The following is a 13,896-nucleotide window of genomic DNA, read 5'->3' on the forward strand; positions in this document are numbered from 1 at the left end:
GGAGCATGCACCCCATCAGCGGGTCCCGCGCGCGGTGTACTTCTCGAGCTGCGGCGCGTCCTTCTCGGTGACGATGGCCGGGCCGGTGAGGACCGTCTTGCCGCCTCCGAGCACATCGCCGTTGTTCTTGTAGAGCCACAGCATGTCGATGGCCTCGTAGCCCTGGAGGTAGGGCTGCTGGTCGACGGCGAAGCCGACCTCCTTCGCCTTGAGCCGCTTGACCACTTCGGCGTTCAGGTCGAAGGTGTCGATCTCGGCCTTGCTGCCCGCGTCGGCCTTGGCCTTCACCGCGACGGCGGCGATGGGGGCGCCCAGCGTGATGACGGCGTCGATGCCCTTCGTGGCCTGCAGCTTCGCCTCGATGGAGGACTGGCTGGCGGGGGCGTTGGTCCCGTCGACGTTGAGGTTCTCGACCGAACCGTCGAAGGTCTTCTTCACCCCGGCGCAGCGCTGCTCCAGGGAGACGTTGCCCTGCTCGTGGATGACACAGACGGCCTTCTTGAGACCGCGTTTGTCGAGTTCGTCACCGATGGCCTCTCCGGCCACCGACTCGTCCTGGCCGAAGTGCGCGAGCGCCCCGAACCGCTGGGAGAACTCGGCCCCGGAGTTGATCGTGACGACCGGGATGCCGGCCGCTTCGGCCTTGGCGAGAACGTCCTTCATCGCCTCGGGCTTCGCCAGCGTGACGACGATGCCGTCGACCTTCTTGTCGATCGCGGCCTGGACGAGCTGGGCCTGTCCGTTGGCTTCCTTGTCGTTCGAGTACAGGAAGTCGACGTTGTCCTTGCCGGCCGCCGCCTTGGCGCCGCTCTGGACGATGTCCCAGAAGGTGTCGCCCTCGCCGGAGTGCGTCACCATCGCGATCTTCAGACGGGGTGTGCTCGCGGCCTTGCCGCCGCTCCCGCTGCCACTCGCCTTGTCCTCCGAGTCCTTGCCGCCGGAGCTGCTGCACCCGGCCGCGAGCGCGATCACAGCTATCACCGCTGCTGCTGTTCGGGCTGTACGCATGGTGGGACCACCCTCTCTCCCGCCGCTCCTTTGCGGCTGAGGGGAGTTCTAGCTCCGGGTCCGCACACCAGTCAATGGGTTTGTCAGAACATTCTTACGATTGAGATTCGGTCACGCCCCAGCCGATTCATGCCCCCACCAGGCGCTTTCCGATCACGAGCAGAATTCACCACCCCGCGAAGATCCAAACATTCACAGCGCCATGAGGATTCACGGCCGTACGACAATTCACCGCCGTACGCGGATTCACCGGTATAAGCGGATTCACGGACGTACGAGGAGCTGGAACTCGAAGGAGTAGCGGGAGGCACGGTAGATGTGGGTACCGAACTCCACCGCGCGCCCGGTGTCGTCGAAGGTGGTGCGCTGCATGGTGAGCAGCGGGGCCCCGGCGGGCTCGCCGAGCCGTTCGCCCTCCTCCTCGGTGGCCGCGCGGGCGCCGACGGACTGACGGGCGCTGTGCAGGGTGATGCCCGCGGCGCGCATCAGCCGGTACAGCCCGGTGGCCTCCAGCCGGGCGCTGTCCAGGTCCAGCAGGGCGGGCGGCAGGTAGTTGCAGAGGTACGCCATCGGCTCCCCGTGGGCGAGCCGGAGCCGCTCCACCCGGTGGACGTCACCGCCCTCGGCCACGCCCAGCGCGGCCGCGACCTCGGCGGACGCGGGCACGACGGTGTTGACGAGCACCCGGGTCGCGGGGCGCTGCCCGGCCGCCTCCAGGTCGTCGTACAGGCTGCTGAGCTCCAGCGGACGCTTGACCTGGCTGTGCACGACCTGGGTACCGACGCCTCTGCGCCTCACCAGCAGCCCTTTGTCGACAAGTGACTGAATTGCCTGACGGACGGTCGGCCGGGACAGGCCGAGCCGTCCGGCCAGCTCGATCTCGTTGCCGAGAAGGCTGCCCGGGGTCAGGGTTCCGTGCTCGATCGCGGCCTCCAGTTGCTGGGACAGCTGGAAGTACAGCGGGACCGGACTGCTGCGGTCGACACTGAGCTGGAGCGACACGGTCGGATCCACATCTGGTTTCGGCACGCGCCGAGCGTAGCTCCGGGAGATGTTGACGGGAAGTTGTGAAGTTCGATTGTCCGGACAAACCATTGACACGGCACCTGGCGCGCCCTCAGTTTGTTCCCATGCGCATCGGACTGATCGGAACGGGTCGTATCGGTACATTCCACGCGACCACGCTTGACCGCCATCGCGAAGTCGGCTCCCTCATCGTCACGGACGCGGACCCCGCGCGGGCCCAGGAGCTCGCGGACCGTCTGGGCGCCACGGCGGCACCCTCCGTGGACGAGATCTTCACCTGGGGCGTGGACGCCCTGGTCATCACCGCGTCCACCGCCGCCCACGCGGAACTGATCGGCCGGGCGGCGCGCTCCGGGCTCCCCGTGTTCTGCGAGAAGCCCATCGCCCTCGACCTGCCGGGCACGCTGGCCGCGCTCGCCGAGGTCGAGGCCGCCGGAACGGTCCTGCAACTGGGCTTCCAGCGCCGCTTCGACGCGGGGTACACGGCCGCGCGGGAGGCGGTCCGGTCGGGGCGGCTCGGACGGCTGCACACCGTCCGGGCGATGACGTCCGACCAGTCGCCGCCACCGGCCGCGTATCTGCCGCTGTCGGGCGGTCTCTACCGGGACTGTCTGGTCCACGACTTCGACATGCTGCGCTGGGTGACGGGCCACGAGGTGGTCGAGGTGTACGCGATGGGCTCCGACGCCGGGCCCGCCATGTTCCGCGAGGCGCGGGACATCGACACCGCCGCGGCCGTCCTCACTCTCGACGACGGCACCCTCGCGACGGCGACCGCGACCCGGATGAACGGCGCGGGCTACGACATCCGCATGGAACTGGCCGGCGACCTGGACCAGATCGGCGTCGGCCTGGACGACCGTACGCCGATCGCCTCCACCGAACCGGCCGGGCCGCCGCCCGCCGACAAGCCGTGGACCGGATTCCTGGAGCGCTTCGGTCCCGCGTACGAGGCCGAGCTCGCCGCTTTCGTCGAGGTCGTCCGCGGTGAACGCGCCAACCCGTGCGACGGGCGCGAGGCCCTGCACGCGCTGCGTATCGCGGAGGCCTGCGAGCTGTCGCGTCTGGAGCGGCGCCCGGTGCGGCTGGCGGAGATCCCCGCGGGCCGGGACTGAGCCCGACCGTACTGAGCCCAGCCCGTACTGACTTCAGTCCGTGCCGGACCGGGACCATGCCGGACCCGGACCGTCCGGTGCGGGTCCGGGTCCGTGGCCGGGACCACCCCCTGTACGACCCGAGCACTCACCACCGCACCGGCCACGACCGGAGCACTCACCACCGCACCGGCAGACTGCGCACACCGCGCATCAGCATCCCGGGCAGCGGCTCGCCCGGGGGGCCGTCGAGAGCGAGGTCCGGGCAGCGCTCCAGCAGCGAGCGCAGCGCGACCCGCGCCTCCAGCCGGGCCAGGGGCGCGCCCAGGCAGTAGTGGACGCCGTGCCCGAAGGCGAGATGGCCGCGCGGGGCGCGGCGGATGTCGAAGCGGTGCGGGTCGGGGCAGTGCGTCGCGTCGCGGTTGGCGGCGTCGAGCCCGATCATGACCGGGTCGCCCACCGCGATGGCCCGGCCGCCGATCTCCATCGGCTCCGCCGCGTAGCGGTACGTCGCCGTCTCGACCGGTCCTTCGAAGCGCAGCACCTCCTCCACCGCCCCGTCCAGCAGGGTCATGTCGGAGCGCAGCGCGGCGAGCTGGCCGGGGTGGGCGAGCAGGGTGTGCACCCCGTTCGTGATCAGGTTGACCGTCGTCTCATGACCCGCGACCAGCAGGATGAACGCCATCCCGCGCAGCTCGGCGCGGGAGAGCCGGTCGCCGTCCTCGGCCCTGGTACGGATGAGGTCCCCGAGCAGATCACCGGCCGGGGCCGCGCAGCGCTTGTCCTCGATCAACTCGTCCAGATATCCGGCCAGTTCCTTCACGGCCGCGAACTCGCCGACGCCGTCCGCCGGTGTCACGATCTCGTTCGACATCCTGCGGAACGCCGCCCGGTCGATGTCGGGCACCCCCAGCAGCTCGCAGATGACGGTGATCGGCAGCGGATAGGCGAAGGAGTCCACGAGGTCCGCACGGCCCGCGGGCAGCATCGCGTCCAGCAGCTCGTCGGTGATCTGCTGCACGCGGGGGCGCAGCGCCGCCACCCGGCGCATGGTGAACGCGCCCGTGACGAGTGAGCGCAGCCGGGTGTGCTCGGGCGGGTCGCTGACGAGCACATGACGGCCCATCAGCTCGTCCTCGAGGGAGGTCAGCCCCATCTTGGTGCTGTCCTTGGACAGTCTCGGGTCGGCGAGGGCGGCGCGCGCCTCCTCGTACCCGACGACGAGCCAGCACTCGTACGCTCCGGGGGCCGGCATGCGCACCCAGTGCACGGGGCCGCGCTCGCGCAGCTCCGCGTACACCGGATAGGGGTCCTTCATGAACCGCGTGCCGTACTCACCCAGATCGATCATGGCTCCACCCTCCCGTTGCCCCGATCAACGCGCGAGGTCCGCGCTCAGTGCCCGTCCTCCTCCAGGAGTCCGGCGTCGTACGTCAGCAGGGCGATCTGGACGCGGTTGTTGAGTCCGAGTTTGGCGAGGATGCGGGAGACATGAGTCTTGACCGTGGCGACGCTCATGTACAGCTCGGCGGCGATCGCCGCGTTGGAGGCGCCTCGGCCGACGGCCACGGCGACCTCGCGTTCGCGGTCGTTGAGGACGGCGATCCGGTCGCGGGCGGTGCCGCGGCGGGTGTCGGCGGGGCCGCCGGCCACCTGCTCCATCAGCCGGCGGGTGACGGTGGGTGACAGCACCGGGTCGCCGGCCGCGACCCGGCGCACCGCGTCGACGATGTCGGCGGGCGGGGTGTCCTTGAGGACGAACCCGGCGGCGCCGGCGCGCAGCGCCCGCAGTACCTGCTCGTCGGCGTGGAAGGTGGTGAGGAGCACGACCTGCGGGGCGTCCTGACGGCGGCGCAGCCGCTCGGTGGCCGCGAGGCCGTCGACCGTCGGCATCCGGATGTCCATCAGGACGACGTCCGGGCGGGTGCGGTCGACGAGCGCCTCGACCTCGCTGCCGTCGGCGGCCTCGCCGACGATCTCGATGTCGTCGGCGCCGCCCATCATGAAGGACAGGCCGGCCCTCACCAGCGGATCGTCGTCGACCAGAAGCAGTCGGATCGCTTTCATGGTGCCTACCGTAGTGACTGCGCCGGGCCGCGTCCGGCGTGACGATTCCGTCCCCCGATCCGCGTCCGGCGACTACGGTCGGTCGACCGGGGCCGGCGCACCACGCCGGCCGGCCGTGTGATGGGTGTGACCGACTTCCGGAGGAGTTTCCCCGTGCGCTATCGGCTCTTGGGTCGGACCGGCCTTCGTGTCTCCGAACTGTTCCTCGGTGCCATGACGTTCGGCGAGCAGGACGGGGTGGGCGCCCCGAAGGAGGAGTGCGCGCGGATCCTCGACGCGTACGCGGAGGCCGGCGGCAACGTTGTCGACACCGCCGTCAACTACCGCGGCGGGGCCAGCGAGGAGATCGTGGGCGAGCTGCTGAAGGGGCGGCGCGACCGCTTCGTGCTGTCCACCAAGTACACGATCTCCCGCGACGGCGCGGACCCGAACGCCGCCGGCAACCACCGCAAGAACCTCGCGCTCTCCCTGGAGACGAGCTTGCGGCGGCTGGGAACGGACTACATCGACATCTACTGGGTGCACATCTGGGACCGGAACACCCCGGTCGAGGAGACGATGCGCGCTCTCGACGACGCCGTACGGTCCGGGAAGGTCCTGTACGTGGGTATCTCGGACGCCCCCGCCTGGGTGGTGTCACGGGCCAACACCCTCGCGGAGTGGCGGGGTTGGTCGCCGTTCGCCGCGCTCCAGGTGCCGTACAGCCTGCTGAGCAGGGACGCCGAGCGCGAACTCCTGCCGATGGCCGAGGCGTTCGGCATGTCGGTCGCCGCGTGGAGTCCGTTGCAGAACGGCATCCTGTCCGGCAAGTACACCCGGCCGGACGGTGTGCTCCCGGGGACGGCGACCCGGCTCTCCCCGGAGGCGATCGGGGAACTCGAGCGGAGTGTGGCCGAGGCCGTCCGGACGGCGGCCGACGAACTCGGTGCCTCTCCCGCCCAGGTCGCCATCGCCTGGACCATGGCCCGCTCCCCCGCCGTCCACCCCGTCGTGGGCGCCCGCCACGTCACCCAGCTCGTCGACAACCTCGGAGCGACCGAACTGACCCTGCCCCCGGAGCTGATGACCGGCCTGGAGGAGGTCACCGGCTTCCGCCCCGGCTTCCCGACCGACTTCATCGACGAGACATCGACATGGGTGTACGGAACGGCCGGCCGCCGAGTGATCCCCCGAACGCGCTGAGACCCGGATCCGTGTCGTCGCCCCGGGACCACCGGGAACCCGCGGCGACCGACAGCACGAGGGCCCGTGCCGGTACCTCGCGGCCCGTCGCTCACGCCCGGACCGAGCGACGGCTCCCCATTCCGGCCCACGTCTGATCCAGCGGCGCCGGGCTCGACGTACCGGCACGGCCCCGCCCCACCACCGCCCGCACCGTCACCCTCGCCAAGACCACCGGTACGCCGGCCTCACCTCTCGCCCCTCACCCACTCCAGGGCAACCACGCCCGCACCTCGAACCCCCCGTCCCCCTCGGCCCCGTGCGACAACCGCCCACCCGCGAGGGCGGCACGCTCGGTCAGCCCGATCAGCCCCTGCCCGGACCCCGGCACCTGCGGCACCTCCCCCGACGGCGCCGGATTGCGCACGGACACGGTCAGACCGTCCCCGAACCCACCCGAGACACGGACGGTGACCTCCGCGCCCGGCGCGTGCTTGCGCGCGTTGGTCAGCCCTTCCTGGGCGATGCGGTACGCGGTCCGGCCGACGGAGGCCGGCACGTCCGCGGGGTCGGCGACGACCAGATCGAGGACCACCTTCATGCCCGCCTCCCGCGACTCCGCGGCCAACGCGTCGAGCGCCGCGAGCGTCGGCTGCGGCCGCCCCGCGTCGTCGGCGTCCCCCGCCCGCAGCACACCGATGATCTCCCGCAGGTCCTGCAGCGCCTCGTGCGCGCTCTCCCGGATCACCCCGGCGGCCCGCGCGACCTCCTCGCGGGGCGCGTCCGGCCGGAACTCGAGCGCCCCCGCGTGCACGCTCAGCAGCGTCAGCCGGTGGGCCAACACGTCGTGCATCTCGCGCGCGATGGCCTCCCTGGCCAGCTGCTGCGCCTGCTCGACGCGCAGCGCGGCCTCCGTCTCGGCCCGCCGCGCCCGGTCCCGCAGGCTCAGCATGAGCTGCCGCTTGGACCGTACGAACATGCCCCAGCCGACCACCGCGGCGGTCAGCAGCGCGGTGACCAGCACCGCGGCGAGGTACGGCAGATCGGGGTCGGGCCGCAGCCAGAAGTAGGCGGGGAGCAGCGCGAGCTGGCTGCCGGCGATCCAGGCCACGTACGGGAAGGGCCGGTGCACGGCGAGGGTGAAGAGGGCGACCAGCCCGGCGCCGCCCGCGGTGTTCGACACCATTCCGACGGGGATCATCGCCACGGCCAGCCCCAGCGGCCAGCGCCTGCGCAGCCAGACCGCGGCGCAGGCGAGGCCGCCGATCCACTGGTCGACGACGGCCAGACCGTGCGGGACGTTCGGGTCGCCCGTCAGCGTGTCCGCGGCGAGCGCTCCGATGACGACGGCCAGCAGAAACCATCCGAAGTCGACGATCCAGTCGCGCACGGTACGCCGGGGCCGCCCGCCCCTCCCGGTCTGTCCGGGATCGAGCTCGGCGGCCACCGCGGACGGCAGCAGCCAGCGCCGCCCGGGCAGGAGCAGGGCGGGGGACACCGGCAGACCCGGCGCGGACAGGTTCCCCGGTATGCGCGGCGGCAGGTCAGCACTCACGGTCGACAAATCTACGCAGTCAGGTCCGCCGCGGCCTCTCCCCGACCGCCATCTCCGACCAAAGTCACAAAGGCGGGGACTTTCGTCGCTCCTCCTCGCCCCGGCACGGAGACTCCGGACGGACATGTGTCGCCCCGCGGCCGATGAACGTGGGGGCCGCGGGGCGATGGTCCTGCCATGAAGCGGACGGCGGACGGTGATGCGGTTCCTGGAGGCACTGGGCGTCGTCGCGCCGGTGCGGGACGCTCCCGGTCCGGCGCACGGGACGACCGGCCGCCTACGAGGGTGGGGCCTCGTAGAGCGGCTCGGTGTCCTCGACGGTTACGAGAGCCGCACGAGTGCCGCCCTCCCCGTCCGGCCGAACACGGACCGGACCCCCGGTGAAGCGGGTCGCCTCGGATCAGCAGCCGAAGTTGATCAGCTTGAACGTGACGTAGTGGTCCGAGGTGTAGTAGTCCTCCCGCGTCTTCTTGCCGGTCACGATGCGCTTGGCACCACGCGTCGAGGAGCCCGGCGTGATGACGGTGTACTCGTGGTAGGACCCGGTGGACTGACCGGGCAGGACGCCCTCGCGGTTCTGGAAGACGACCCCGTCCTGCGAGTACGGGAAGGGGCCTCCGGACGCGATCAGGTCCAGCGTGTCGTACGCCTGCGAAGGCAGCTTGCCGTAGCAGACGCTGCCCACGGCGGTCGCCGCGGCGTTGGCGGGGACGGCCGCGTTCCCGCCGATGAGCAGCGCGGACATGAGAGCGACCAGGGAACCGATGCGAGTGATTCGTGGGGGGAATCTCATGACTCCAGAATGACGCGCGTAGACCTTGACATGTCAATGCCAAGGTCGATGAATTCTCCGCTCGAGTCCGATGAGTTTTCCGCGAGTCAACCCGCCGCCCGACGTCCCCAGACGGTCCCCGCGATCACGAGGACGCCGCCCAGCAGCCCCGCCGCACCAAGCCGTTCACCGCCGAGCGCGATGCCCGCGGCGGCGGCCCACAGCGGCTCGGTGCCGAGCAGTAGACCGACCCGGGACGGGGAGGTCCGGCGTACGGCCCACATCTGTACGAAGAAGGCGAAGAGCGTGCAGAACACGGCGAGGAACAGCAGCCCGGCCCACTCCCGTGCCCCGAAGTCCGCGGCCGTGGCCCAGGGCGTGGTGTCGGCGCCGGCCGACAGCAGCGCGAACACGACCACCGCGGTTCCCAGTTGCACTGTGGTCAGCGCCAGCGCGCCGGCGCCGCGGACCGCCTTGCCGCGGGACATGACGAGTACGTGCACGGTCCGGGCCGCGGCCGCGAGCAGCATCAGCAGATCGCCCGGCGAGGGGCGGGTGAAGCCACCGCTCTGGGTCAGCAGGACCACGCCGAGCACGGAGACCCCGGCCGCGGCGAGGAAGGAGCGGGCGGGCCGGACACGGGTCACGGCCGCCTCGGCGAGCGGCGTGAAGATCATGGTGAGGCTGATGACGAGGCCCGCGTTGGTCGCCGAGGTGTGCACGACGCCGTAGGTCTCCAGCAGGAAGATCCCGCTCAGGATCAGGCCCAGCGTCGCGGCCCCGCGCCACTGCGCGGCGCTCAGCGCGCGCAGGGAACGCCATCCCAGCGCCACCAGCACCGGCAGTGCGACGGCGAAGCGCAGCACCAGTACCGCGATCACCGTCCGCGCGGTGGTGATGTCCTTGGCCGCGAGATAGCTGGCTCCCCAGACCGCCGCGACGAGCAGCAGGGGCAGGTCGGTGAGCCAGGCGCGGCGGGGCGCGAGCACGCCGGGTACGGCGATCGTCGACATGGGAGCGGTCTCCAGCGGGGCGGGCGCGGGCGTGGAGACGACACCGGCTCGCACGGGGAACGGTCACCGTACCGACGGGAACGCGTGAGGGCTACACATTTCCCGGGGACACGGCAGGTTCCCCGGTCGGCTGCACGCGGCGCCTTCGGCGGTAGTGTGCGGTGGACGTCGCAGTTTGCACATGCCGAGGCGTCCTGCGTCGCGATCGGGCACGTCATCCACGGTGAGGGACGATGATCGTATCGGTGGTGTCTATGCCGGAGGGCGTCGTCGTGCGCACGGACCTGCGGGGGGCCCGCGAGCGTCTGGCGGCCTCCGGTTTCGCGATCGTGGACATCGATCTGGGCGAGGATCCCGCGCCCGACGGCGACCGGCCCCTGTCGCGTCGGCTCGGACTGGACGACGAGATCTGGGAGTGGCTCGGCGAACATCACGAGCACGCGCGCGCCCACTACCACGAGGGCGCGGCCGCGGGCATCGTCCCCGTGGTCTGCGGCGACCGGATCGTCTACGTCCAGATCCACGCGGACGAGGAACACGTGATCACGGTCCACCGCGGGCCCGTGGAGCTGATCGACACCTTCGTCGAACGGCTGCGACACGACCGGCCCGTCGACTCGGTCACCGCGCTGTATCTGATCCTGCAGGGCGTCCTGGAGAGCTTCCGCCGGGCCGTCACAGCGGCTCACCTGGAAGTCGAGGACCTGGAGGAGGCGATGTTCGAGGAGCGGCAGCCACGGCACGCCCAGGCCTTGGCCCGGCTGCGGCGGCGCGCGGCTCACCTGCATCGCGCGTTCCTGCCCTACGCCTCGGTCGTCCAGGAGGTCCTCGTCCGTCGGAGGATGACGGCTCACGGCGTCCCGGAGGAACGGCTGGCGATGAACAGCTTGCACGAGCACACGGTGCAGCTGGTCCTGCTGGAGATCGAGTCACTGCGGGACGCGACCCGGCGGGCGGCGGGCAGTTACACGTCGATCGTCGCCGATCAGCAGAACCTCGTGATCAACAGACTCACCGTCGTCTCGATGATCTTCTTGCCGCTGTCGTTCCTGACCGGGTTCTTCGGCATGAACTTCAACTTCCTGACCAACCGCCTCACGAGCGAGCACTCCTTCCTCGCGCTCGGTCTGGGCCTGCAGGCCGCTTCCGTGGTCGCCGCGCTGTACTACGTGCTCTACCGCACGCACTGGCGGCAGCTCAGGGACAGCCGTTCCCGTGACACCGCCGACGACCAGGTCTGACGCCCCACGGCCCCGCCCTGCCGCCGGACGCCGGCCGTCACACGGATCGTTCCCCCGGCGTCGGCGTCGGCGTCGTCGTCGGACAGCCGGGGAGTCAGCCGCCGAGCCCCCGGTACCTGGCCTCCAGACCCGCCGCCCCCTCCTGCGTCAGCGAGCCGAACAGCCGCAGCCGGGAGATGCCGCCGTCCGGGAAGATGTCCACGCGCGCGTGCGTGCCGACGGCGGGCGCGGTGAGGGTGAAGCGATGGCCGGTGTCGGGCTGGAGGCGGGTACGGGGGAGGATCTCCCTCCACTCACCGTCCTCGCCGTCCCGCACCGACACCGACGCCCAGCCCGCGCTGTTGCCCTTCAGGTAGGCCGTGTCGATCTCCAGGGCGCGGATCTCCGACCGGGCGACGAGCTGGTAGCGGATCCAGTCGTGTCCGGTGTCACGGCGTCGGCGCGTCTCCCAGCCGTCGTCCATCTTGCGGGAGCGCCCCGGCTGGATGGTGTTGGTGGCGGGCGAGTAGAAGCGGTCGGAGGCGTCGTCGGCCCGGCCGCCGTTCTCCAGGGCGACGACGTCGAAGGTGCCGAGCGCGGAGAGCCACGCCGGGTCGGGGACGACCTCGCCGTGGACCCGCAGGCGCGCGATACCGCCGTCGGGGTGCTGGTTGACGCGCAGGTGCGTGAAGCGCTGTTCGACGTCGACGGCGAATCCGTTCGCCGCGTGACCGCCGACCGCTGTGCGCGGGACGAGGGTCGTCCACTTCACGTCGTCCGCCAGCAGCTCGCTCGGCGACGGGGAGCCGGGCATCGACACGCCCTCGACCGACACCGCCTGCGGGTAGTTGCCGCGGAAGTGGGCCGTGTCGACGACGATGCCGTGGATCACGCCGGGCGCGCCGAGGCGGACCAGCGCCCAGTCGTGGTCCTCGGCCGTCGGCCACGGGTGGTCGGCCGAGACGCCGCGCCTGCGCCGGGTCTCCCAGCCGTCCATGATCTTGCCCTTGTGCCCGAAGTGCTCGGGGTCGAACTCGGCGCGCCCGGGGACGAGGAGGTTCTCCCGTTCGGCGAAGAACTCGTCGTTGGCGGCGACGACGCCCGCGCCGAGCCGCCGGTCCGCGAGGTCGGCGTCCTGCGCGAACGGGAACTCGGCGGTGCGGTAGTCGGCGTACGGGTCGCCGCCGCCGTAGGGGTTCGCGTCGCCGGTGAAGCGGGGAATCGCCGTCACGATGATCAGGTCTGCCTTTCGGGGAGTCGGCCGGTGCGGGCGCACGTGCGGGTGCGGGTGCCGGTGCCGGTACAGCGGGTACGGGTAGGGGGTACGTCACGTGGCCACGGACGGCCACGGGGGCTGGGGATGACCACTGGGGCCGGAGGGCGGCTACGGGTGCCGGGAGAGGAGTTCACCGGCCGGCTCGGTGAACCGGCCCTCGGACATGACGCGTTCGCCACGCAGCCAGGTGGACCTCACGACCCCGCTGAGGGTCCTGCCCGCGTAGGCCGTGACCCGGTTGCGGTGTTCCAGCGCGGCGGGGTCGACGGTGAACGTCCCGTCGGGCGCGAGGACGGCGAAGTCGGCGTCGTGGCCCGCCCGGATGGCCCCCTTGCGGTGGCCGAGGCCGACCAGCCGCGCCGTGCCGGCGGACATCCAGCGGACGACGTCCTCCAGGCCGTGGCCACGCCTGCGGGCTTCGGTCCAGACGGCCGGCAGGCTCAGTTGCAGGCCCGAGATACCGCCCCAGGCGGTCGCGAAGTCGTCCGTCTTCAGGTCGGCCGTCGACGGCGAGTGGTCGGTGACGATGCAGTCGATCGTGCCGTCGGCCAGCGCCTGCCACAGGAGGTCCTGGTTGGCGGCCTCACGGATGGGCGGGCAGCACTTGAACTCGGAGGCCCCGTCCGGGACTTCCTCGGCGGTGAGCGTGAGGTAGTGCGGGCAGGTCTCCACGGTGAGCCGGACGCCCTCGGCCTTCGCCGCGGCGATCAGGGGCAGCGCGTCGGACGACGACAGGTGCAGCACGTGCACGCGCGCGTCGAGGCGCCGGGCCTGCGCGATCAGGTTCTCGATGGCGGTGTTCTCCGCGTCGCGCGGGCGTGAGGCGAGGAAGTCGGCGTACCGCCGGCCGCCCTGGTGAGGGGCGGCGTCCAGGTGGTGCGGGTCCTCGGCGTGCACGATCAGCAGGCCGCCGAACCCCGCGATCTCGGCGAGGGACCGGGCGAGCCCGTCCTGGTCCAGCTCCGGGAACTCGTCCACGCCGGACGGCGACAGGAAGGCCTTGAAGCCGAACACGCCGGCGTCGTGCAGGGGGCGCAGGTCCTTGACGTTGTCAGGCAGCGCGCCGCCCCAGAACCCGACGTCGATGTGGGCCTTGGAGCGCGCGACGTCCCGCTTCGTACGGAGGTGGTCGACCGTCGTCGTCGGCGGGAGGGAGTTGAGCGGCATGTCGACGATCGTGGTGATGCCGCCGGCCGCGGCGGCGCGCGTCGCCGTCCAGAAGCCCTCCCACTCCGTGCGGCCGGGATCGTTGACGTGCACGTGGGTGTCGACGAGGCCGGGAAGCAGGACGTCGTCCCCGAAGTCCTCCAGACGGGCGCCGGGCGGCACCTCGGCGTCGTGCGCGAGCACGGCCGTGATCCTGCCCCCGGTGACCGCGACCGAGGCGGCACGCGTTCCCTCGGGAGTGATGACACGCGTCGAACGCAGCATCAGTTCGATCTCTCCGACCTCGGACACCCGGACCCCTCTCGCCGCCGCTGTCGCCTTCCGATACCGCTGTTTACTTCCACGTAACGGAATTCAACGTTCTGTTGAAGGAGTCTTCACTCCCGCCTTCCCGCCGTCAAGAGCACACTCCACGCTCCACGGCGGGTACGCGCTCCCTGGATGTTTCCACAAAATGGAAATATACTTCCACAAAGCAGAACGTAGTCATGCGCCACGGAGGAGTCAACCGACACACGGGTAGGCTGCATCACTGCC

General features: G+C 71.2%; 12 protein-coding genes. 3 read left to right on the forward strand and 9 right to left on the reverse strand.

Annotated features, from left to right (window positions below; all coding sequences use genetic code 11):
- Window positions 1-15: 15 nt before the first annotated feature.
- Both ABZV34_RS22440 and ABZV34_RS22445 read right to left on the reverse strand, forming a co-directional pair.
- Window positions 16-1,008: a sugar ABC transporter substrate-binding protein gene (locus ABZV34_RS22440; RefSeq protein ID WP_356279283.1), complete on the reverse strand. Its 993-nt coding sequence runs from the start codon at window positions 1,006-1,008 to the stop codon at window positions 16-18.
- 264 nt (window positions 1,009-1,272) lie between these two features.
- Window positions 1,273-2,010 (reverse strand): GntR family transcriptional regulator, encoded by a 738-nt coding sequence (locus ABZV34_RS22445; protein ID WP_356279455.1) that lies wholly within the window; start codon window positions 2,008-2,010, stop codon window positions 1,273-1,275.
- A 128-nt stretch (window positions 2,011-2,138) separates the two neighbouring features.
- Between ABZV34_RS22445 and ABZV34_RS22450 the strand changes: the two genes are divergently transcribed.
- Window positions 2,139-3,149 (forward strand): Gfo/Idh/MocA family oxidoreductase, encoded by a 1,011-nt coding sequence (locus tag ABZV34_RS22450; RefSeq protein ID WP_356279286.1) that lies wholly within the window; start codon window positions 2,139-2,141, stop codon window positions 3,147-3,149.
- A gap of 157 nt (window positions 3,150-3,306) precedes the next feature.
- Here the strand turns inward: ABZV34_RS22450 and ABZV34_RS22455 are convergent, their stop codons facing one another.
- Window positions 3,307-4,479, reverse strand: a complete 1,173-nt coding sequence (locus ABZV34_RS22455) for a cytochrome P450 (RefSeq protein ID WP_356279289.1) — start codon at window positions 4,477-4,479, stop codon at window positions 3,307-3,309.
- Window positions 4,480-4,523: 44 nt separating this feature from the next.
- Window positions 4,524-5,195: a response regulator transcription factor gene (locus ABZV34_RS22460; protein WP_356279292.1), complete on the reverse strand. Its 672-nt coding sequence runs from the start codon at window positions 5,193-5,195 to the stop codon at window positions 4,524-4,526.
- Window positions 5,196-5,348: 153 nt separating this feature from the next.
- Between ABZV34_RS22460 and ABZV34_RS22465 the strand changes: the two genes are divergently transcribed.
- Window positions 5,349-6,377 carry an aldo/keto reductase gene (locus ABZV34_RS22465; protein ID WP_356279295.1) on the forward strand — a complete coding sequence of 343 codons (1,029 nt, stop codon included), beginning with the start codon at window positions 5,349-5,351 and terminating at the stop codon, window positions 6,375-6,377.
- A gap of 241 nt (window positions 6,378-6,618) precedes the next feature.
- On the opposite strand, the gene ABZV34_RS22470 is transcribed toward ABZV34_RS22465, so the two are convergent.
- The 3 genes from ABZV34_RS22470 to ABZV34_RS22480 form a co-directional block, all read right to left on the reverse strand.
- Entirely contained in the window at window positions 6,619-7,911 is a 1,293-nt protein-coding gene (locus ABZV34_RS22470) for a histidine kinase (RefSeq protein ID WP_356279298.1), read from the reverse strand.
- 400 nt (window positions 7,912-8,311) lie between these two features.
- A complete protein-coding gene (locus tag ABZV34_RS22475) occupies window positions 8,312-8,704 on the reverse strand; it encodes a ribonuclease domain-containing protein (RefSeq protein WP_356279301.1) in 393 nt (130 codons plus the stop codon).
- A gap of 86 nt (window positions 8,705-8,790) precedes the next feature.
- Window positions 8,791-9,696, reverse strand: a complete 906-nt coding sequence (locus ABZV34_RS22480; protein ID WP_356279458.1) for a DMT family transporter — start codon at window positions 9,694-9,696, stop codon at window positions 8,791-8,793.
- A gap of 254 nt (window positions 9,697-9,950) precedes the next feature.
- Here ABZV34_RS22480 and ABZV34_RS22485 point away from each other — a divergent pair, with 254 nt between their 5' ends.
- A complete protein-coding gene (locus ABZV34_RS22485) occupies window positions 9,951-10,937 on the forward strand; it encodes a CorA family divalent cation transporter (protein WP_356279461.1) in 987 nt (328 codons plus the stop codon).
- 94 nt (window positions 10,938-11,031) lie between these two features.
- Here ABZV34_RS22485 and alc read toward each other — a convergent pair whose 3' ends face one another.
- Together alc and allB are read right to left on the reverse strand one after the other, a co-directional pair.
- Complete coding sequence (gene alc / locus ABZV34_RS22490) at window positions 11,032-12,147, reverse strand: allantoicase (RefSeq protein WP_356279304.1); 1,116 nt, start codon at window positions 12,145-12,147, stop codon at window positions 11,032-11,034.
- 153 nt (window positions 12,148-12,300) lie between these two features.
- On the reverse strand, window positions 12,301-13,623 hold the full coding sequence (gene allB, locus ABZV34_RS22495) for an allantoinase AllB (protein ID WP_356279464.1): 1,323 nt from the start codon (window positions 13,621-13,623) through the stop codon (window positions 12,301-12,303).
- Window positions 13,624-13,896 lie beyond the last annotated feature (273 nt).

This window comes from Streptomyces sp. NPDC005195 (assembly GCF_040608315.1).
GTDB classification, from domain to species: Bacteria; Actinomycetota; Actinomycetes; order Streptomycetales; family Streptomycetaceae; genus Streptomyces; species Streptomyces kaempferi.